This window comes from Streptomyces sp. NPDC054883 (assembly GCF_053610645.1).
Map to the genome: position 1 here is coordinate 56614 of NZ_JBSGYT010000012.1, position 18340 is coordinate 74953.

The 18340-nt window shown below is 69.9% G+C and carries 18 protein-coding genes and 2 pseudogenes; 14 read left to right on the forward strand and 6 right to left on the reverse strand.

Annotated elements, in window-relative coordinates; all coding sequences use genetic code 11:
* Positions 1-62: 62 nt before the first annotated feature.
* Positions 63-947 (reverse strand): thermonuclease family protein, encoded by an 885-nt coding sequence (locus tag ACWGH1_RS11855; protein WP_453351952.1) that lies wholly within the window; start codon positions 945-947, stop codon positions 63-65.
* A gap of 614 nt (positions 948-1561) precedes the next feature.
* On the opposite strand from ACWGH1_RS11855, the gene ACWGH1_RS11860 reads away from it, so the two are divergent.
* Entirely contained in the window at positions 1562-2779 is a 1218-nt protein-coding gene (locus ACWGH1_RS11860; RefSeq protein ID WP_453351951.1) for a M4 family metallopeptidase, read from the forward strand.
* A 52-nt stretch (positions 2780-2831) separates the two neighbouring features.
* On the forward strand, positions 2832-3134 hold the full coding sequence (locus ACWGH1_RS11865) for a protealysin inhibitor emfourin (protein ID WP_453351950.1): 303 nt from the start codon (positions 2832-2834) through the stop codon (positions 3132-3134).
* Positions 3135-3174: 40 nt separating this feature from the next.
* Here ACWGH1_RS11865 and ACWGH1_RS11870 read toward each other — a convergent pair whose 3' ends face one another.
* Both ACWGH1_RS11870 and ACWGH1_RS11875 read right to left on the reverse strand, forming a co-directional pair.
* The gene (locus ACWGH1_RS11870; RefSeq protein WP_453351949.1) at positions 3175-3639 is read right to left on the reverse strand and encodes an RICIN domain-containing protein; all 465 of its coding nucleotides are present in this window, start codon (positions 3637-3639) and stop codon (positions 3175-3177) included.
* A 137-nt stretch (positions 3640-3776) separates the two neighbouring features.
* Positions 3777-3977, reverse strand: coding sequence for a hypothetical protein (locus tag ACWGH1_RS11875; RefSeq protein WP_453351948.1), 201 nt, complete (start codon positions 3975-3977; stop codon positions 3777-3779).
* 141 nt (positions 3978-4118) lie between these two features.
* Between ACWGH1_RS11875 and ACWGH1_RS11880 the strand changes: the two genes are divergently transcribed.
* The 3 genes from ACWGH1_RS11880 (at position 4119) to ACWGH1_RS11890 (ending at position 6428) form a co-directional block, all read left to right on the forward strand.
* The gene (locus ACWGH1_RS11880) at positions 4119-5498 is read left to right on the forward strand and encodes a hypothetical protein (protein WP_453408650.1); all 1380 of its coding nucleotides are present in this window, start codon (positions 4119-4121) and stop codon (positions 5496-5498) included.
* 365 nt (positions 5499-5863) lie between these two features.
* On the forward strand, positions 5864-6070 hold the full coding sequence (locus ACWGH1_RS11885; protein ID WP_453408651.1) for a hypothetical protein: 207 nt from the start codon (positions 5864-5866) through the stop codon (positions 6068-6070).
* Between the two features lie 40 nt (positions 6071-6110).
* Positions 6111-6428: an Lsr2 family DNA-binding protein gene (locus tag ACWGH1_RS11890; protein ID WP_453351946.1), complete on the forward strand. Its 318-nt coding sequence runs from the start codon at positions 6111-6113 to the stop codon at positions 6426-6428.
* 72 nt (positions 6429-6500) lie between these two features.
* Here the strand turns inward: ACWGH1_RS11890 and ACWGH1_RS11895 are convergent, their stop codons facing one another.
* A complete protein-coding gene (locus ACWGH1_RS11895) occupies positions 6501-6998 on the reverse strand; it encodes a DUF4232 domain-containing protein (protein ID WP_453351945.1) in 498 nt (165 codons plus the stop codon).
* Positions 6999-7228: 230 nt separating this feature from the next.
* Here ACWGH1_RS11895 and ACWGH1_RS11900 point away from each other — a divergent pair.
* Positions 7229-7438: pseudogene (locus tag ACWGH1_RS11900) on the forward strand (transposase); the annotation flags it as partial.
* A gap of 57 nt (positions 7439-7495) precedes the next feature.
* Here the strand turns inward: ACWGH1_RS11900 and coaD are convergent.
* Positions 7496-7924 (reverse strand): pantetheine-phosphate adenylyltransferase, encoded by a 429-nt coding sequence (coaD, locus tag ACWGH1_RS11905; protein ID WP_453351944.1) that lies wholly within the window; start codon positions 7922-7924, stop codon positions 7496-7498.
* Between the two features lie 290 nt (positions 7925-8214).
* Between coaD and ACWGH1_RS11910 the strand changes: the two genes are divergently transcribed.
* From ACWGH1_RS11910 to ACWGH1_RS11945, 8 genes and pseudogenes are all read left to right on the forward strand, one after another.
* A complete protein-coding gene (locus tag ACWGH1_RS11910; protein WP_453351943.1) occupies positions 8215-9195 on the forward strand; it encodes an ABC transporter ATP-binding protein in 981 nt (326 codons plus the stop codon).
* On the forward strand, positions 9192-9917 hold the full coding sequence (locus ACWGH1_RS11915) for an ABC transporter permease (protein WP_453351942.1): 726 nt from the start codon (positions 9192-9194) through the stop codon (positions 9915-9917). Before ACWGH1_RS11910 ends, ACWGH1_RS11915 begins: the two co-directional genes overlap by 4 nt.
* A 3-nt stretch (positions 9918-9920) precedes the next feature.
* Positions 9921-11210 (forward strand): sensor histidine kinase, encoded by a 1290-nt coding sequence (locus ACWGH1_RS11920; protein ID WP_453351941.1) that lies wholly within the window; start codon positions 9921-9923, stop codon positions 11208-11210.
* A complete protein-coding gene (locus ACWGH1_RS11925; RefSeq protein WP_453351940.1) occupies positions 11207-11812 on the forward strand; it encodes a response regulator in 606 nt (201 codons plus the stop codon). The genes ACWGH1_RS11920 and ACWGH1_RS11925 overlap by 4 nt, the downstream gene beginning before the upstream one ends.
* Before the next feature lie 673 nt (positions 11813-12485).
* The gene (locus ACWGH1_RS11930; protein ID WP_453408652.1) at positions 12486-12956 is read left to right on the forward strand and encodes a DIP1984 family protein; all 471 of its coding nucleotides are present in this window, start codon (positions 12486-12488) and stop codon (positions 12954-12956) included.
* A 380-nt stretch (positions 12957-13336) separates the two neighbouring features.
* A pseudogene (locus tag ACWGH1_RS11935) lies at positions 13337-13569 on the forward strand (MarR family transcriptional regulator); the annotation flags it as partial.
* A gap of 426 nt (positions 13570-13995) precedes the next feature.
* Positions 13996-15195, forward strand: a complete 1200-nt coding sequence (locus ACWGH1_RS11940; RefSeq protein ID WP_453356944.1) for an enoyl-[acyl-carrier-protein] reductase FabV — start codon at positions 13996-13998, stop codon at positions 15193-15195.
* A 219-nt stretch (positions 15196-15414) separates the two neighbouring features.
* A complete protein-coding gene (locus ACWGH1_RS11945; protein WP_453356943.1) occupies positions 15415-16293 on the forward strand; it encodes a glycosyltransferase family 2 protein in 879 nt (292 codons plus the stop codon).
* Positions 16294-16474: 181 nt separating this feature from the next.
* Here ACWGH1_RS11945 and ACWGH1_RS11950 read toward each other — a convergent pair whose 3' ends face one another.
* Complete coding sequence (locus ACWGH1_RS11950; protein ID WP_453357310.1) at positions 16475-18232, reverse strand: immunity 49 family protein; 1758 nt, start codon at positions 18230-18232, stop codon at positions 16475-16477.
* Positions 18233-18340 lie beyond the last annotated feature (108 nt).

Sequence of the window (18340 nt, forward strand, 5' to 3'; positions counted from 1 at the left end):
CGGGGCGGGCGGTCCGGGCCGGTCAGGGCGGTGCGTGGTCCCGTCCCGGTGCCCGTCGCGGTTCACTTCTCGGTGAAGACGATCTCTCTGGCCGGGTGCGTCATCCTCACGGTGTTGCCGGCGGTGACCTCCACGATGTGGTGCAGGCCGGTGAAGAGCTCCTTGGTGTCGGGCAGGAGACGGAATTCGTCCGCGCCGCCAGCCAGGTACGCCCGGAAACGGTCCAGCGACGGATCGTCCGGGGTGAAGTCCAGGTAGTCCTTCAGTCGGCGGAACAACTTCGGCAGGAGCACCTGCCCGGTGTGGTCGTCCGTGATCGAGGCCATCGCAGTGACCGTCACCCCGTCGGTGGTCTTGTCGATGCCGGCGGCCCACAGGCCCACCCCGGCCGCCCGCGCCTGCTCCGAGGCGTCGGTGAGCACCTCGCGCAAGTACGCGGGCAGGCCGGAGTAATAGGTCGGGTAGGCCAAGCCCAGCCGGAGCAGCTGGTAGTTGGCGGTCTTCTTCACGAGCTCGTCGTCGACGGTCGTCTCGTAGCCGCTGTACACGGGTGGGGCGGTCTTGCCGACGAACGCCACGCACCGGCCGTGGACGTCGCTGCCGCGGGTGAGGATCCAGCCGGGCACGCTTTTGGGCACGGTGACGACGGTCTCGTCGTCCTCGTTGCGAATGACGGATTCGAAGCCGACGAGGGTCAGCAGCTTGTCCGCGGCCTGGTGGGCGAGGTCGCGCGGCTGGTGCTCCTCGTGCGGCTTCTGGCCGTAGTGGGTCTCCAGCGTGTCGATGGCTTCCAGCCGGATGCTGACGCGGCCGTCGGCCTTCGGCACGATCGGTTCGCAACCCGGTACGAGCTTCCAGTCGGCCACGTTGTCCGCGACGAACGGGAGCGTGTCGCCATCGGGCCTGGCGCGGTCCGTCATCTTGAACGAACCTCTGATCAGCAGCATGGACACGGCGGCTCCCACAGGCGAAGGGCGAGGTCGGTGTGCGATCGCTACTGTACGTGATTATCCGTCACTGTGGGTACGTGGGGGAGGGGTCAAGCAACAGACCGCCGTGCATCCGCAGTCGGAGGGGCGGTATCGACAACGCCCCCTCGTCCCGAGGCCCGCATTGGGCGTCGTGCCCCGCGGAGGCAACGGCGCCCGGCGCGTCCGCTGGTCAGGCCCTACTGGCAGAGGGAACTGCGGTCGGTTGAAGGATGACCCTTTGAATGCGCAACTTGCTGGTCCCCGGTAGGGGGAGGCGGTTGCTGGGCCTCGCCCGTCACCCCGGACAGCACGCCCCGCCCCTGCGCTCCCATGCACGTTCGCATTGCGTTTGCCCCTCGCTACGGGCGGTCGGAGACTGGTGATATGAGCGTGGCGCCCGCCGCTGGAAACGACTGGCCGGCGCCGACGTTCTCCCGCTACGGCCACGGCCACACTTAAAGGCCCTGCCGTTCGTCCCCGAGACCCTCGCGGAGGGCCGTGGCAACGCCGCGTCCTGCCGCGTCGAACGTCGCGAACCTCAGCGCGTCGACGCATGCTTGCCCGTGCTCCACTTTTCCAGGAGGTGTCCTATGAACAGGACCTCCCGACTCAACTGCATCATCCCCCCGCACCTTCTCAAGAAGCTTCTGGAGAGCGACGACAGCGAGGTGCGCCAAGCCGCCCTGGACACCATGCTGACCACCGCACGCCTGCGGGGCGAACGAGCGGTCCGGGCGTCCTTCGCCGGCCCGGCCGCAACCGCGACCGGTAACGGCCGGCGCACCGTCTTCGACTGCGACCAGGGAAGCTTCCTCGCATCCGCTGTCCTGGCCAGGTCGGAGGACGGACCGGAGTCCGCGGACGAGTCCGCAAACCGGGCATTCGGCGGACTCGGCCTGACTCGCGACTTCTACAAGGAGGTGTTCCAGCGTGACTCGATCGACGGTCACGGGATGCGCCTGGACGGGTACGTTCACTTCAGTGTGAAGTTCAACAACGCTTTCTGGGACGGACGGCAGATGGTCTTCGGCGACGGAGACGGAAAGATGCTGGGCGACCTCACCAGATCCCTCGACGTGATTGCCCACGAGCTGACGCACGGAGTCACCGAACACACCGCCGGACTGGCGTACCACAATCAGTCGGGGGCCCTGAACGAGTCGATCTCGGACGTCTTCGGGTCGCTGGTCAAGCAGTGGTCGCTGAAACAGTCGGCCGAGGAGGCGGACTGGCTGATCGGGGCTGACGTGTGGACCCCGGGAGTAGACGCCGACGCCCTGCGATCGATGAAGGCCCCGGGGCATGCCTACGACAACCCACTGTTCGGGAAGGACCCCCAGCCCGACCGTATGAGCAAATTCATTCACCTTCCCGACACCGAGGAAGGGGATTCCGGCGGGGTGCACTTCAACTCCGGCATTCCGAACAAGGCGTTCTTCCTGGCCGCGGTGGGCATCGGCGGATTCGCCTGGGAGGGTGCCGGGCCCATCTGGTACGAATCGCTCAAAGCATCCACTGCCGAGACCCAGTTCCAGGACTTCGCGGACACCACCTTCCAGAAGGCCGGTGAACTCTTCGGCGTCGGCAGCGCCGAGCAGTCGGCTGTGCTGGCGGCGTGGCACGGAGTGGAAATCCCCATCAGCGGCGTCCCGACCGGAGTCGCCCGGGCGCGCAGCCTCGCGGCCAACGGGAACGGCAGCATGAGCCGACAGGACGGCCTCGCAGCCCTGACCAGGCAGGTCGGTGAACTGAGCGCCAAGATGACGAGACTGGCGAAGGACGTGGCCGCACTGAGGGGGAACGGCTGACCCCAGAAATCGCCGCCGCCCGAACCCCGCCCTTGTAACGAGGTTGCGCGCAATGAAGCTGACCCTTGCGACACACGGTGGCCTGGCGGCGCCGGTCAACCTCCGCCTCCCGCCCAAGGTGCTGGACACGGACATGCTGCCCGAGGACGCCGCCGCGGAGTTGGCCCGGCTGGTGGCGGCGGCCGCCGCCGAGCCCGAGGCGGACCGGCCCAGCCGGGCCAGAGATGCGATGAGCTACACGATAACGGTGGAGGACGGGGGCCGTTCGACGGTCCTCAAGGGGTCGGACGCCGCCATGACCCCCGCGTTCGCGGCCTTGCTCACTCGGCTGCAGGGATACCTGGCGCAGCAGTGACGCGCGCCGGCCGGGGGCTCTCACTCCCGGCCGGGGGCTCTCACTCCCAGGGGTCGAACCGCCACTTCTGCGGGCTCGCGTGGCAGTTCTGCTGCACCACGGGTGCGCCGTTGCGACGGCTGCCGTCCGTCACCCCGAGACAATGCTCGCTCGCGATCAGGAAGAGGTTCCCGCTGCCGTACAGCATCCACTCCGTGCTCGCCTCCGGGTCCGAGCAGTCGGCCTGCACGACGTCCGTGTCCAGCTCGAACCGGTCCCCGGCCAGGGCGAGGCACCTGTCGCTGTGTTGGGCCCGGAGCTTGACGAAGAGCACGTGGTCGCCCTGCTTCCCGGCCGGCCGGTCCTCCAGCTTGCCGAAGGGCTGGTCCGCCACGTCGGTGACCCGCCAGCGCTGATCTGTGATCCCGAGACAATTCCACTGGACGATGTCCGCGCCGTTGCGCAGGGAGGAACCCGCGACGCTGAGGCACATGCCGACCGGGGAGCGGATTTCGTAATATTGCACGGCGGCATGGGCCGGTCCCGCCCCCAGGGCCAGGGGCTGGGCCACGAGAGTGGCCAGAACCGCGGCCGCGCGACCCACGGGACGCCAAGGTATGCCGGTCATACGTCCTCCTCTCCGGCGCACTGCACGGCCCGCACTCAGTCCGTGATGGGTTCGCCGTCGTACTTGCCGCCTATGCAAGTCCACAGTCCGGTGCCGGAGTCGTACACCACCTTCCCCTTGCCCGCCACGCAGGCCGGCCCGGTGGCCGTCGGTACGGCAGCCTGCGCAGCGGGAACCGTGGCCCCGAGAGCAGCCAGTACGAGGGCGCTGACGAATCCGAGAAGTCGTGTACGCATGGGAGCTCCTGCAAGGACGAGCGACATCAACACATCAACTCCAGACTCACCCTGCGCCGCGTCGAGCGCACCCTGGCGCGGAGGTGGCTCACGGAGCGCCCTCCGGGGGCGCCCCCTGCGGACAAGCCGCAGGCTGGAGTTATGGAGAACACCCCTGAGGTGACCGTCGGAGCCCCTGACGGCCTCGGTTTGCGGAAGGTCCTGATCGATGGCAAGCCCGTCGGCAGGGCTCGGTCCACGAGGGAGCTCCGAAGACTCCTGCGTCGTGCTGGTCTGCCGGTTGGGCACGATGTCCGTTGGCTCGGCGCAGGTGGCACTGTCTGGCCGGATCGAGCGTGGCGGCGACGAGCAAGTGGCGTCTTCATGGTCCTCGGCCTCCTGGTGACTGCATGCCCCCTCTTTCGGATCGGACTGTCGGACAGCGGTGACGCCCTGACCTACGGCGGGAGGATCGCAGGATTCACCGTCCTGGTTGCCGCCCTGGTGGAATTGATTGCGGCCGCGGCCGCTGTCGACTACTGGCGGAAGAGGCGATGGAGGTACTCGGGGGTGGCCGTTCTGGCGGGAGTCTTGATCGCTCTCCTCTGCAGCATTTCATTCCTCTTTTTGCAGATCGGCGAGAGTTTCACCGGCTACACCCTGATCGGGGCAGTCCTCGCGGTGTGGTCCTCGGTGGCCCTGTTCAGGCTCATCAAATGTCGGGCGTGGCAAGGGCTTCACAATCCTAAGAAGATCGCGATCGGGGTGGTCGTCTCCACCCTTCTCGCCGGTACCAACCTGGCATACACGCAACTCTATGTTCCCTACGTAATGCCCCCGGTGATACAGAGCGGGGCCGAGTTCAAGGAATCGATCCTGGCAAAGGGAGGGGCGCAGATGTACGTGACGGTCCACCTGTACGTGAAGAACGCCGGCCAGGTCCCCGTTTATATCCTCGACAGCATCTACTGGATCCACGGCGGTCCCGCGAGCCGCGTCTCCGATGTCAAGGCTGCCAGAGACGATCTGATCTACGACGGCGCGTTCGTCTCGCCGGTGGGTCGTGTGTTGAACCCGGGGGAGGAAGTCGCGCAGGATGCGGTGGTCGAGATCAACAACCCGCAGACACGCGATTATGAAGCGATCAAGGCTCAGACCGACGTGTATGTGATCAGGAAGGACAGAATGACGATGCCTTCTGATTATGAGCGTTCCAAGGTGGTGGGTGCGAGGATTAGCAGCGAGGCCGGGGGCGGGGATCCGCCTGATGCAGAATACAGATACCGATCCGAGATCTCGAACAGCAGTGAGATCCTCAACTTGACCCGCCGTCGGCAGCGCATATCAGTGTGGAGGGTGAACACTGGGGAGTGGCCTGCCATCGTGGTGGATGTCTCACCACCGGGTGACCGCATAGCCTTTGACCCCATAAGGCCCCTCAAGAACCAGAAGGTCATTGATCGGTACGGCCTCACGCGAGTCCGTGGCTCCACGGCGCAGATGCCCTATGCGGAGCTCCTGGAGAAGGCCCGCTCCCACTAGTCTTCTGAGTCTTTAGTTCTGTTCAGATGTGTAGGCTTGGTCTACGGCCCGGATGGGGCGGCCGAGGGGTGGGTGCGGCGTCGTTCCACGCCGCAGGCGTGGGCTTTGCGATGCCGCATCATCCTGGCCCGTGCCGAGGGCACCGCGAACAAGGACGGCGCTGCCCGTCTGGGATGGACGCCTCAGGCAGCCGGTCGGTGGCGGGCCCGTTTCGTGCAGTACCGGCTTGCCGTCCTGGGCGACATGCCTCGGTCCGGCGGACCCAGATTGGTGACGGACGAGCAGGTGGCCGCGGTGGTCACGAGGACGCCGGAGTCCACACCGAAGAACGCGACGCACGGTCGACGTGGTCGACGGCGAAGGAAATGGGCCTCTCCCGGTCCTCCCTCCCACGGATCTGGAGGGCATTCGGCCAGCAGCCGCACCGCTCGGAGACCTTCAAACTGTCGACCGATCCCTACTTCGTCGACAAGGTCCACGATGTCGTCGGCCTCTACCTCCACCCGCCCGAGCGGGCCCTGATGTTCTGCGTGGACGAGAAGTCCCGGATCCACCCCCTGGACCGGTCCTAGCCGGTGAGACGCTGAACATCCGTCCTGGCGCAAGGAGTGGGTGCCGATCTCCGCAGAGAGCGACGGCTTCTACGGGAAGTTCCTGAACACGCGCACCGGAGCCGTAGGATCCTGGACCGAGGGCTCACCCCCCGAAGACGGCGAATACCCGTCGTTGTCCGCCTTCTTCCAGGATGTAGCGGACCAGCTGGAAGGAGTTTCCCCAGGCGGCTGCAGGGGACCTGGCGGGGCTCGTCGGCTCGATCCTCGTCCGGAAGATGAGCCCGTACGCCTCTGGGCGCGTGCGAACGGCTACCTCGTTAGCGACCGCGGGCGTATCCCTGCAACCATCCGCGAGGCGTACGAAGAGTCCCTCTGAGCACAGGCTCTGGCCAAGCGGGCAATGATGCTCAGCTGCTGCTTCCCCGTGGTCACAGCCATTCCACAGCGGTCATTCCGGGGCTTGCACCGGGCTGATTTCAAAGGCCCCGCACAGCCGCAGGTGGGAGGGGATCTGCACGGCCTGGAAGCTGTTCGGCGGGTAGACCTTTACGTAGGTCGACATCGGCCGGCAACTGGGTACAACGGCCCGGCTATTGGTGCGGAAGGCGGCGGTCACGGTGTCGCCCGGGGGAATGGACACCGTGTTCACCGGCTCGCCGGTGCGGATCGCCGAGGTGCCGATCTGGTGATGCCGGACATCGACGACGCTGACGCCCGGGTATCCGCGCAACGTACACGTGTGGGTCGAGGTGTTGGTGAACAGGATCGGGTAGTAGAGCGACCCCGCGGCGCCCTCCGGCTCACCGAGGCGCAGGTTCAGGTCGGCCACATGGCAGGTGGGGGTACTTGGCAGGGCCGATGCCTGGGTGACGCCGACCGAGGTGCCGGCGGTTGCCAGGAGGGCTGCGGCAGCGATGGTCGTTGCCCGGGTCACGACGTGGCTCATGGCGCCAACTCCTCCATTGGTGAAGGGACTGCCCGCTTCCGGCGCGACGAAGGGGATGTGTCCAGCAGTCTGGTGGACGACCGACCGAGCGGTGAAATCCGCTGCTGCACACTGCGGGCCTGGTGGCATCATTCTACCGGTCCGGGGTCCTCGCGGCTTCTCCGGCGGGCTCCCGCCGGGCACCACGGCGATGCTTTGCAGAACAGGCACGTCGGTCACACGGACGCGGCATCGGGCACCGCACCGCCCGCAAGGGCATCGAGTCCTCTCAGTGGCTTGGCCGCCACCGCTGGACCATCGAACGCACCATGGCCTGGCTCGCCGGCTGCCGCCGTCCCCGCCGCCGCTACGAACGCAGAGCCGCGCACTACCTCGCTTTCACCATCACCGCCGCACCCTCATCTGGTAACCGCAGACTCCCCGGGCGAGATGACTTCTGAGGGGCTGTCCCGGCCTTGGTGTGGAGCCCGGGTGCCGGAAGAAGCTCGCTCGACTCATCATTCGGGACACGGTCCTGTTGACTCACTCATCGCAGTGACGAGGGTGGAGGAAATGTGGGCCAGGGCGGGGTCTGCAGCGATGAAGAACGTCTCGACTCCGGCCAGTTCGTGGTTCATGCGGGCCATCGGTATTTCGTAGTCCAGGTCGGGAACGCCGCGGATTCCGCGGATGACGACGTCGATTCCGCCTCGGCGGCAGTAGTCGACCAGCAGGCCGCCGGTGTGGGAGTCGACCCTGACGTTGCCCAGACCAGTTGCTGCCGCGCGCAGCCGGTCCAGCCGTTCGGTGAGGGGGAAGCGGCCGGTCTTGTTCGAATTGAACATCACGCAGACGACGACCTCGTCGAACAACAGGGCGGCGCGGCGGAGAACGTCCTGGTGCCCCTGAGTGACCGGGTCGAAGGATCCTGGGAAGAGGGCTCGCATGATCGAAAAGACTAACAAGCGGCCGACCCGGTGGTGAAGTGGCGGTTTGGCCGCCTGGCACCGGCACCTCACCTCGCAGCGTCGTCGGCGCCGGACTGCTCCAGGGGCCGGGCGTGCCTGCGCCTTGCGGTGCGCGGCACCAGACACCGCGGGCCCAACCGGGCCGCCCCGAAAGAGCCGACCTGGCCACCTCGGTCCACGAGTGAGCAGCGGCCCGGGACATTTGTACTGCCGGGGTCCGTACATGCGGATCTGCCGGGAGGGCCGCCCCGGCCCCTAGCGTGGTGATCATGACGCAGACGACGCAGACGACACTGACGAGCCGCACGACGCAGGCCACGAGGCCACCGAACAGCGAGTCCGCCGAGCCCGCCATCCGGTTCCGGCACGCCGCCAAGTCCTTCGGCCCCGTCCGCGCCGTCGGCGGCATCGACCTCGACATCCGGCGCGGCGAAACGGTCGCCCTGCTCGGCCGCAACGGCGCCGGCAAGTCCACCACCATCAGCCTGCTGCTCGGCCTGAACGAGCCCGACGCGGGCAGCGTGCGGCTCTTCGGCCAGGAGCCCGCGCAGGCCGTCCGGGCCGGCCGGGTGGGCGCCATGCTCCAGGAGGGGCGCGCCGTCCCGCGGATCACCGTCCGTGAGCTCATCGCCTTCGTGGCCCGGACCTACCCGGAGCCCATGCCCGTCGCCGAGGCGCTGGAACTCGCCGGGCTGACCGACCTGGCCGGCCGCCGCATCGACCGGCTCTCCGGGGGTCAGGCCCAGCGCGTCCGTTTCGCCGTCGCCCTCGCCGGCAACCCGGAGCTCATCGTGCTCGACGAGCCGACGGCCGCCCTCGACGTGGAGGCCCGCCGTGCGTTCTGGGAGTCCATGCGCGCCTTCGCCCGGCGCGGCAACACCGTCCTGTTCTCCACGCACTACCTTGAGGAGGCGGATGCCCACGCCGACCGGATCGTGGTCGTCGATGCCGGCCGGATCGTCGCCGACGGCACGGGGGAGCAGCTGCGCCGCGCCGCCGGCGGGTCGCTGGTCTCCGTCGACCTGGCCGGGCGTCCCACCGAGGGTCTCACGGACCTGCCGGGGGTGGTCTGCGTAGAGGTACGCGGAGACCGCGCGCGGCTGCGTACGGAGGACCCGGACGCGACGGTCGTCGCCCTCGCCGGGCTCGGCGCCGTCCGCGGGATCGAGGTCACGGCGCCCTCGCTCGACGACGCCTTCCTCGCCCTCACCGAGAACCACACCCACACCGCCGCCGGGAGCGCCCGATGATCACCGCCTACGTCGGCCTGGAAGTCCGCCGGACCCTGCGCGACACCTCCTTCGTCGTCTTCGGCATCGGCATGCCGGTGCTGATGTACCTGCTCTTCACCAACCTCGGCACCGACGCCGACGCCGGCGAGTGGAAGACGGCCTCCATGGTGGCCATGGCGGCCTACGGGGCTCTCGGCGCGGCCCTGTCGACCGGGAGCGGCGTCGCCGAGGACAAGGGCATCGGCTGGCTCCGCCAGCTGCGGGTCACCCCGATGACCCCGCGCCAGGTGGTGCTCGGCCGGGCCCTGACCGGTTCGGTGATCGTGCTGCCCGCCGTCCTCGCGGTGCTCGCGGCCGGCGCGTTCGTCAACGGTGTCCACTTGGCGGGCTGGGAGTGGGCCGCCGTGGCCCTCGTACTGTGGCTCGGCGCGCTCCCCTTCACCCTTCTCGGGATCGGCAACGGCTACCGGCTCACCGCCCAGACCACCGGCGTGGTCAACGTCGGGTGCAGCCTGGCGCTCTCCATCGTCGGCGGACTCTGGTTCCCGAGGGAGCTGTTCCCGGACTGGCTGCGCACCCTCTCCGGCTTCACCCCCACGCGCCGCTTCGCCGAGATCGGTGAGTCCCTCGCCGCCGGCGCCGCCCCCGCCCTGAGCGCGGTCGCCGTACTGGCCGCGTGGGCCCTGCTGTTCGGCTCGTACGCGGTGCTCTCGTACCGTCGTTCGGCGAGGACGGCATAGCGCATGGACCGGGCAACGGGAGCGAAGATGCACGACAAGCGGGGGACCGGGACCGGCGAGGACTGGAAGGGCGACTGGGCGGCCCGCAAGGCCGAATGGCTGGCGCGGCACAAGCGGCGCAAAGCGGGCGGCGAATCACCCGAGCGCGGCTGCGGCCCGATGGGCCCGAACAACCCCTTCGCGTTGCTGCCGTGGCTGCTGCTGGGCATGGGCGCCATCTCCAACGTCATCAAGGGGGAGACCCCCAACCCCTGGATCGGCGCCCTCGGCCTGCTCGTCTTCAACTCCCTCTACATCACCCTGGTGTTCCGCGCCTTCGACCGGCGGGCCCGGGAGGCCGCCAGCACCCGCTGGTGCCTCGTCGCCCTCGGTGCCGTCACCTGCGCCCTCGCCTTCGCCTACGGCGGCAACTGGCTGCTGTTCTTCCCGCTGTGGGGCCTGGCCACCGGCGCGGTGGTCCGGGGCCGGATGCTCGGCCCGGTGATGTTCGCCCTCACCGCCCTCGCCGCGGTGATCGCCGGCCGGGACGAAGGCTGGGACACCCTCGGCATCGCCTACGGGACGCTCCTGTCCGGCATGGTCACCGCCGCCATCCTCGCTCTGTCCGAGACCGTGAAGGAACTGCGCGAGACCCGGCAGGAACTGGCCCGGGCCGCCGTGGACCAGGAACGGCTGCGCTTCTCCCGCGATCTGCACGACCTGCTCGGCCACACCCTCTCGGTGATCGTGGTGAAGTCGGAGGCGGCCCGCCGGGTGGCTCCCCGGGACATGGACGCGGCGCTCGCCCAGGTCGCCGACATCGAGTCGGTCGGCCGCCAGGCGCTCATCGAGATCCGCGAGGCCGTCACCGGCTACCGTGAGGCCAGCCTCGCCACCGAGCTCGACCGGGCCCGCGGAGCACTGACCGCCGCGGGGATCGAGCCGGTCGTACGGCAGTCCGGGCCCCCGCTGCCCCCGCAGGCGGCGGCTCTGCTGGGCTGGGTGGTGCGCGAGGCCGCCACCAACGCCATCCGGCACAGTGACGCGACCACCTGCGAGATCGAGGTGAGGAGCTCCGCGGAACGGGTCCGCCTGGTGATCACCGACAACGGGAACGGCGTAGGCTCGACCCCGCCGGGCAGCGGACTGACCGGCCTGACCGAACGGCTCGCGGCGGCCGGTGGCACCCTGGTCGGCGGGCCGGCCCCGGGCCCGGGAGGCGGCTTCCGGGTCACTGCCGAACTCCCGGTGGAGCCAGCCGGACCGGAGGACCTGGCCGCACCGGTGCGCCCGGAGGACGAGGAGAATCGATGATCAAGGTCCTGCTCGCGGAGGACCAGGGCATGATGCGCGGCGCGCTGGCCCTGCTGCTCGGGCTGGAGGAGGACATCGAGGTCGTGGCACAGGTCGGTGCCGGGGACGAGATCGTGCCCGCCGCGATCGAGTCCCAGCCGGACGTGGCCCTGCTCGACATCGAACTCCCGGGCCGCAGCGGCCTGGACGCGGCCGCCGAGCTCCGCACGCGCTGCCCCGGCTGCCGGGTGCTGATCCTGACCACCTTCGGCCGCCCAGGCTACCTGCGCCGGGCGATGGAGGCGGGGGCCGCGGGCTTCCTGGTCAAGGACGGACCGGTGGAGGAACTGGCCGCAGCGGTACGCCGGGTGCTCGCCGGGGAGACCGTGATCGACCCCGCGCTCGCGGCCGCCGCGCTCAGTGCCGGCCCCAACCCGCTGACCGCGCGCGAGGCCGACGTACTGAACGCCGCGGTCGACGGGGCGACCGTGGCCGACATCGCGGCCCGGGTCCACCTGTCGGAGTCGACGGTACGGAACTACCTGTCCTCGGCCATCGGCAAGACGGGCACCCGCAACCGCATGGAGGCCGTCCGCGCGGCCCGCCGCCAGGGCTGGCTGTAGCCGCCGGTCCTGCGGGTCACACGTGGGTCACCGGCGAAGCCGGATCCGGAGACGGCTCGCCGGTCGCGTTCTACGCACGGGTTGTTCTTGCCCGGCAGCTGCCGCAGGACTGCCCACCGAGGGAGACGGTGTACCGGCACCCCACCGGGCGACACGACAACGGCACCGTGGCTTCGCCCCGCCAGGACGGCCCCGGCGTGGTCGTCCGGTAGAAGCGACTGGGGCGGGGTGGGAAACGCAGATGCTGCCGATACCCGCCGGATGGGAGCGCCGACGCCGTGGCTTCGTGTCCGGCGCCGGCAGCCGGCGCTCACCTACGCGGCAATGGCCCAGCGCATGAACCGCACTTCACCGCTTCCCTGCTGTCCTGTGCGGCCGACGGGAAGACCGTGCCCACTTGGTCGGTCGCGGGGGCTTTCACCCGCCTGTGCGAGGCGGACCCGGCCGATGGGCGACGCCTGTGGAAGGCTGCCCGCGCCGCCTCACACACCGCCGAAGGGCAGCACGGCGCCGAGCGTCACCGGGCCCGGTGACAGCCCTCAACGCGGCCCGCTCCCCCTACGGAGCGGGCCCGAACCACGTACGGCTTTGCCGGGCACGCCCGCGGCCTGACGTAGGGTGATCGGCGCGGCAGCACCGCACGACGAACAGCGCCAAGGAACGGACCACGACGATGAAGCTCGGCGAAGCACTGGCGGAGCGCGCGGAAGCGGCTCGCCGCGTCGAACAGCTGCGGGCCCGCATCGTGGCCAACGCCCGCCACCAAGAGGGCGAGACCCCCTCCGAGGACCCGACAGTGCTGCTCGCCGAGGCCGCCGAGACCCTCGACACTCTGGAAACCCTGATCCGGCGCATCAACCGGACCAACGCCGCCGTAGACATGGGCGCCGACGGCACCCTCACCGACGCCCTCGCCCGCCGCGACACCCTGCGCCTGCGCCACTCCGTGCTCACCTCCGCTGCCGACGCCGCCGCCGGCAGCGGGGAGCGGGGCCACGGCCGCCAGCTGCGTTCCGAGCTGATGGTGCTGCCCGCGCTGCCCGTCGCCGAGCTGCGTGCCCGCGCCGACGACACCGCCCGCGAGCTCCGCGAGATCGACGTACGCATCCAGCGCACCAACTGGGAGGCCGACCTCCTGGACTGAGACCGGCGATGTGGAGCAGGTAGTCGCTCCGGAGGCGTGCACAACCGAGGGCCGGCGGTTACCGGCCCGGCCGGCGCGCGGAGAGCAGCGCATCGGGTTCGACTCCCGAGACGACAGTGCAGCTCAGCAGCGTGACGAGTCACAGCGCATCGCGCACATCTCATCACCACGTGCAGATCCGGGCCGTGACGAGGGCGGGTTCGGGGCATCCACATCGCAGGACGGCGCCCGGTCCGGGAGTTCCCACTCCGGGGCCGGGCGCCGCGTCACGCGCGGGCAGCGCGAGCCACCTGCTCGCAGGGTGGCGCGACGCCTTACGGGTCGGCCAGTGCTGCGACCGCGAACCCTTGCCGGGTCGCCCGTTGTCCAGGTCGGAGTGACGACTACGACCAGCCGGAAAGGGCTGCGCCCGGCCCCGGTTCTGGCTGCTGCGCAACCGTTCGGAGAACGACATCTCGCCCGGCGGCGCGGGGATGACCCTGTCCGAGCTGCGGGAGGCCATGGCCTCCCGCATCCGGCCCGAGGACGATCTGGCGGCGGAGGCCGAGGTGCTCCTGAACGCGGATGGCTGACCCGGGATGCCGAGGCCCGGCTGTGGCATCGCCGCAGCGGGCCGGCTCGCGCGCCTCAAGGAGGCCTGGCGGGAGCACGAACCCGACGCGCCGGTCATCCCCGCATGGTGACCAGATCGGCTGACCAGGTCTCCATTCGTACGTGGACGTCCAGGCGGCCTGAATGTGACGTCAGAACGAACGGATGCCTCCGGTGTGCCGGCGCTGCCGAGATCGCGCTGCAGTGCCGAGCCGGTCCCGGGCATCCTGTTGGTCTCGCGGTATCTATTGCTCAGCAGGGCCTGCGCCCCGCCCAGACGGCCGACGCCCACTGAGGAAGGACCTCGTCAAGGCCGAAGGTGACAACGACCGGGGAAGTTCTCCGTATCGGGCTCGCACGGGTCGCAGGGCGGGCATCGATACGGTTAGCGGTCACAGACCTGCGCGCACTCCGCGCCCGGCTCGTACCCAACGGAAACGGACGCACTGTGAGCCTTCGCCAGATCGACCCGAAGCAGCGCGGCTTCCTGATCGTGAACTCCCACCCGCACGGGGCCGCCGAGACCGTGCACCGGATGTGGGAGCAGATCCCTGCCCGCACCGACGGCAGCAGCCCGGTCGTACTCCTTCTCGGTCACAGCGCAGGGTACGGGCTCGCCACGCTGCTGACCGGGCTGCGCCGGCACGGCATCCGGGGCGTGGGTGTCGCCTTCGAAGGCGCGGAGACCGAGCGGCGCACGGCCACCGCCGGCTGGTACCGCACCGTCGCCGCCGATGCCCTCGCGCGGGAGGCCGGCAGCGACTTCGTGTTCGTCAACGCGGACGCGTTCTCCGCGGCGGGCAAGGAGCAGGTGCTGGCTCTGGTGGAGGAGCGGTACGGCAAGGTCGACTACCTCATCTACAGCCTGGCGGCCCCACGCCGCACCGACCCGGCGACCGGCACCGTCTACCACTCGGTGATCAAACCTCTCGGCGCGCCCTACGAGGCCCCGGCGCTGGACTTCTCCGGTGACACTCCCAAGGTCGCTCACGTCTCCCTCCAACCGGCCGGCGACGAGGAGCGGCACGCGACCGAGCAGGTCATGGGCGGCGCGGACTGGCAGCTGTGGGTGCAGGCCCTGTCCGCACGCGGCCTGGTGGGCGACGGGTTCACCACCGTGGCGCTGACCTACATCGGCTCCGAACTGACGGCGCCGATCTACCGCCAGGGCACCATCGGCGCCGCCAAGGAACATTTGGAGCGTACCGCCGGACACCTGAACGCCGAACTGGGTGACACCGGCCGGGCGTTCACCGCGGTCGCGGGCGCGGCCGTCACCCAAGCGTCCAGCGCCATCCCGTCCATCGCCCTCTACACGACGTTCCTGCGCACCGTCCTCGGCGACGGATTCCGCACGACGGCCGAGCAGGCCGGTGACCTGTGGGAGCAGCTCACCGGGGCGACACCGCTGCTCCTCGACGAGCAGGGCCGCATCCGGCTGGACGGCTGGGAACTCGACGACGAGGTCCAGGAGCAGGTGCGGCACCTGTGGGCAGACCCGGAGAGCGGACTGGAACGCGCGAGGGACGGCGCGGACTGGTTCATGGGGCAGATCCGCGAGTTGTACGGGTGGGGCGTCGACGGTATCGACTACGGGCAGCCCGTAGAGACGACGGTGGGGTGGCCGGCTGCGAGTGCCGGCGCATGAGATGAGTCGGGGAGCCGAGCACCGGGTGCTCCGGCGATACCGCGCACACCCCGCCGGACTCGGCCCTAGCTGCGCATGCGGCGGCAGCCTTACCCGGTGCTGCCTCGTGGAGGGGGCGCGGTTCGGCCCACTGCGCTCGCCGCCGGCTCCGTGTCATGGAGTGTCGGCGTGGAGCACTAAGGTTGCGGTCTTCTGAAGCAGCGGCGGAAGGGCACTTCTGTGAGCAGTGGCGCATCGCGTCCGACGGTCGGCGCCGTCGTCCTGACGATGAACGACCGCCCCGAGGACTTCCCCCGGGCGATGGCCTCCCTCCTCGCGCAGGAGGGCATCGAGCTGGACGTCGTCGTGGTCGGCAACGGCTGCGTCCCCGGACAGGTACCCGCAGGTGTCCGCACCATCGACCTTGCGCGGAACGTCGGCATCCCCGCGGGTCGCAACATCGGCGCTGCCGAGGTCAAGGGCGACTACCTGTTCTTCTTCGACAATGACGCACAGCTCCCCGCCGCCGACACGCTCGCGCGCCTCGTCGCAGAGTTCCCCCGCGACCCTCAGCTCGCCTACGTCCAGCCGCGCATCTGCGACCCCGTCACCGGCGTGACCCTGCGGCGCTGGGTACCGCGCCTTCGCGCCTCCGACCCGACCCGCTCCGGCGTCGTCACCGTCATGGCCGAAGGCGTCGTCGTGGTCCGTCGCGACGCCTACGACCGCGCCGGCGGCTGGCCTGGGCGCTTCTTCCTCTTCCACGAGGGAGTGGAGCTGGCCTGGAGGCTCTGGGACCTCGGCTGCCACGGTCGGTACGCGCCCGATGTCGTCGTCCACCATCCTGCGACCGATCCGGCCCGGCATGACACGTTCTACCGGCTCAACGCCCGCAACCGCGTCTGGGTCGCCCTGCGCAACCTCCCCCGTCCCCTCATCCCGCTCAACCTCGCCACGTGGGCCTTGATCACCGTGTGGCGCACGCGCGACCGGGAGGCGCTGCGCGTCACCCTCGCCGGATTCCGCGAAGGCTTCGCCGGGGGGCAGGGCCCCCGACGCCCCATGTCCTGGAAGACGGTAGCCCGACTCACATGTGCGGGCCGGCCGCCGAGCTTCTGACGGACGGGACCGGCAATGGTCACGGGAAAGGCACTCGATGAGGCCTGTGGCGCAGGCCCGTGAATCGTCGGGTTGCCCGGTTCGACGCGATACCGCCGTCGAACCGGGCAGGCACAGCTGCCGGACCGTTGTCGACTTGCAGCCGAAACCCCAGCAGGGTTGTTGCGGCTGCGGGCCGCCCCTAGAAGGGTTCAGCGGCCCGCAGGAGCCCCTGGGGAAGGTAGGGGGATTCGACGCGGATGGCCCAGCCACGGCGGCGGGCGTGGCAGGCCAGAGCGAGGACGTCGAGGTTGACGGAAGCATCCGGATCGTCTGCGCGGTCGGCGACCTGGTAGTAGTCGCGGTGGGCTTCGAGCGCGTCGGCCAGGGCCAGGTTGAAGCTCTCCTCGTCGCCCTCCACGAGCTGCGACAGCAGCACGGCCGGCGGCATGGCGAAGCCCCAGTCCTTTGCCTTCTCGGCCTGCTGCAAGGCCCGCTGCGCAGCCGGTTCGGGATCGGTGCCCTTCAGGTAGGCGTGCAGGGCTTCGCGGTACGCGGCGAAGGCGGAGCCGTCCGGGCAGGCGAAGGTGGGGCCGGTGAGGACCAGGGGGGCGAGGTCCTCGGGTACGCCGGTGATGAGGGCGAGGGCAGTGGCCTTCTGCCAGTTGCCGGCTCCGGCCTGCGCGTCCCGCTGGGCCGGGTAGCGCAGGGTGCGGCCGTCGATGGTCACCTCAACCTCGGTGCCCGGCTCCGCCAGTGCGATGCGGAACAGGGCCGCCCCCATCTGGGAGGCCGGCCGGAGGTTCGCGAGCTGGGCGTCCGTGACATCGCCGGCGTTCCCCGCGCGCCACTTGAAGAGGCGCTCCTGGTCGCTCATGACGCTGTCGAGCCGCCGGACAGCGAGGGTTTCTCCGTCGACGGGGGTGAACGCCTCCCGGGCGTGTTCCTCGTAGACGGCCTCGGTTCGCGGGGCCACCGTCCAGTGGACGGCCGGCCGCTCCACCACCAGCGGGCCTGCGGCGAGCGCGGCCACCGCGTCCGGCCGCCGGTCCCGGCCGAACCCCGCGACCCGCGGGCCCCGGCTCTCGAAGCCTGTGATCAGCGCGTGCGGGAGGTAGTCGGTGCGGACGGCGGGCGCCCAGCCCAAGGTCCGGTACGCGAGCGCGGCGAGGGCCATGGGGACAAGCGGGAGAAGGGTGCGTGGGGAGGCCGCGGGGCCGTGCAGGGTGGCGTGCCTGCCCAGAAGGTCGGCCAGCGCGGCATCGAAGGCCTCCCGGTCCCCGGCGGCCAGGGCGCGCAGCGTGTGCAGCGCTACGCTGTCCGGCCGGTCCGGGAAGGGCTCGCCCGTCTCCCCGGCCCGGATGCGGATGCGGTCCCATGCCGCGTCAATGGCGGCGAGCTTGGCCTGCGCGCTCGGCGGGTACTCCTCGTCGTCGCCGGTGTCGTCCAGGACCACGGCCATCAAGCCGGTGGCGAGCTCGCCGGCAGGCGTTCCCTGCGCCCGCGCGGCGAACTTGTCGCGGGCGAAGTGGAAGGCCTCACCGTGCCACGTTGCTCTGTCCCTGAGGACCGCCAGGCAGAGCGCGTCGATCCACTCCCCGGGCGTGACGCTCTCCTCGGGGGCATCCTCGCCCGGGTCGTAACTCATGCCGAAGTTCACGTAGTCCAGGAAGACCTGGAAGCTGCAGTGCGGGTGGTACGCCGCGTAGGCGACCGCGCCGGCCGCGGCCTCGGAGGCGTCCTTGAGGGCAGCCTTGGCCTCCGAGGTGTCGAGGTCAGGTGTCTCGACGGAGAGGGCGCCGAGGTAGTCGAGGAACTCGTCGGCGATCGACTGCCATTCGTAGGTGGCCATCCGGCCGGCCCGCGACATGGAACGCACCTGACCCCCGATGCGGTTCGTGAAGTCCTCGCGTGCTGCCGACACGACGGGACCGGCCACCTGGTGACGCTCTATTCGCACTGCCCTGCTCCTTGATCGAATCTCTGCGGACAGCCTAGGCGGGGGATCTGACAGGGCCGGCTCCTGCCGGGCACGGGGATCCGGCCGGCCCGCGCCGACCGCGGGTGT

What these genes read in the sequence shown, in the direction of transcription:
- ACWGH1_RS11855 (WP_453351952.1), bottom strand. Translation starts at nt 947, where the DNA reads ATGCTGCTGATCAGAGGTTCGTTCAAGATGACGGACCGCGCCAGGCCC.
- ACWGH1_RS11860 (WP_453351951.1), top strand. Translation starts at nt 1,562, where the DNA reads ATGAACAGGACCTCCCGACTCAACTGCATCATCCCCCCGCACCTTCTC.
- ACWGH1_RS11865 (WP_453351950.1), top strand. Translation starts at nt 2,832, where the DNA reads ATGAAGCTGACCCTTGCGACACACGGTGGCCTGGCGGCGCCGGTCAAC.
- ACWGH1_RS11875 (WP_453351948.1), bottom strand. Translation starts at nt 3,977, where the DNA reads ATGCGTACACGACTTCTCGGATTCGTCAGCGCCCTCGTACTGGCTGCT.
- ACWGH1_RS11880 (WP_453408650.1), top strand. Translation starts at nt 4,119, where the DNA reads ATGGAGAACACCCCTGAGGTGACCGTCGGAGCCCCTGACGGCCTCGGT.
- ACWGH1_RS11885 (WP_453408651.1), top strand. Translation starts at nt 5,864, where the DNA reads ATGGGCCTCTCCCGGTCCTCCCTCCCACGGATCTGGAGGGCATTCGGC.
- ACWGH1_RS11895 (WP_453351945.1), bottom strand. Translation starts at nt 6,998, where the DNA reads ATGAGCCACGTCGTGACCCGGGCAACGACCATCGCTGCCGCAGCCCTC.
- coaD (WP_453351944.1), bottom strand. Translation starts at nt 7,924, where the DNA reads ATGCGAGCCCTCTTCCCAGGATCCTTCGACCCGGTCACTCAGGGGCAC.
- ACWGH1_RS11910 (WP_453351943.1), top strand. Translation starts at nt 8,215, where the DNA reads ATGACGCAGACGACGCAGACGACACTGACGAGCCGCACGACGCAGGCC.
- ACWGH1_RS11915 (WP_453351942.1), top strand. Translation starts at nt 9,192, where the DNA reads ATGATCACCGCCTACGTCGGCCTGGAAGTCCGCCGGACCCTGCGCGAC.
- ACWGH1_RS11920 (WP_453351941.1), top strand. Translation starts at nt 9,921, where the DNA reads ATGGACCGGGCAACGGGAGCGAAGATGCACGACAAGCGGGGGACCGGG.
- ACWGH1_RS11925 (WP_453351940.1), top strand. Translation starts at nt 11,207, where the DNA reads ATGATCAAGGTCCTGCTCGCGGAGGACCAGGGCATGATGCGCGGCGCG.
- ACWGH1_RS11930 (WP_453408652.1), top strand. Translation starts at nt 12,486, where the DNA reads ATGAAGCTCGGCGAAGCACTGGCGGAGCGCGCGGAAGCGGCTCGCCGC.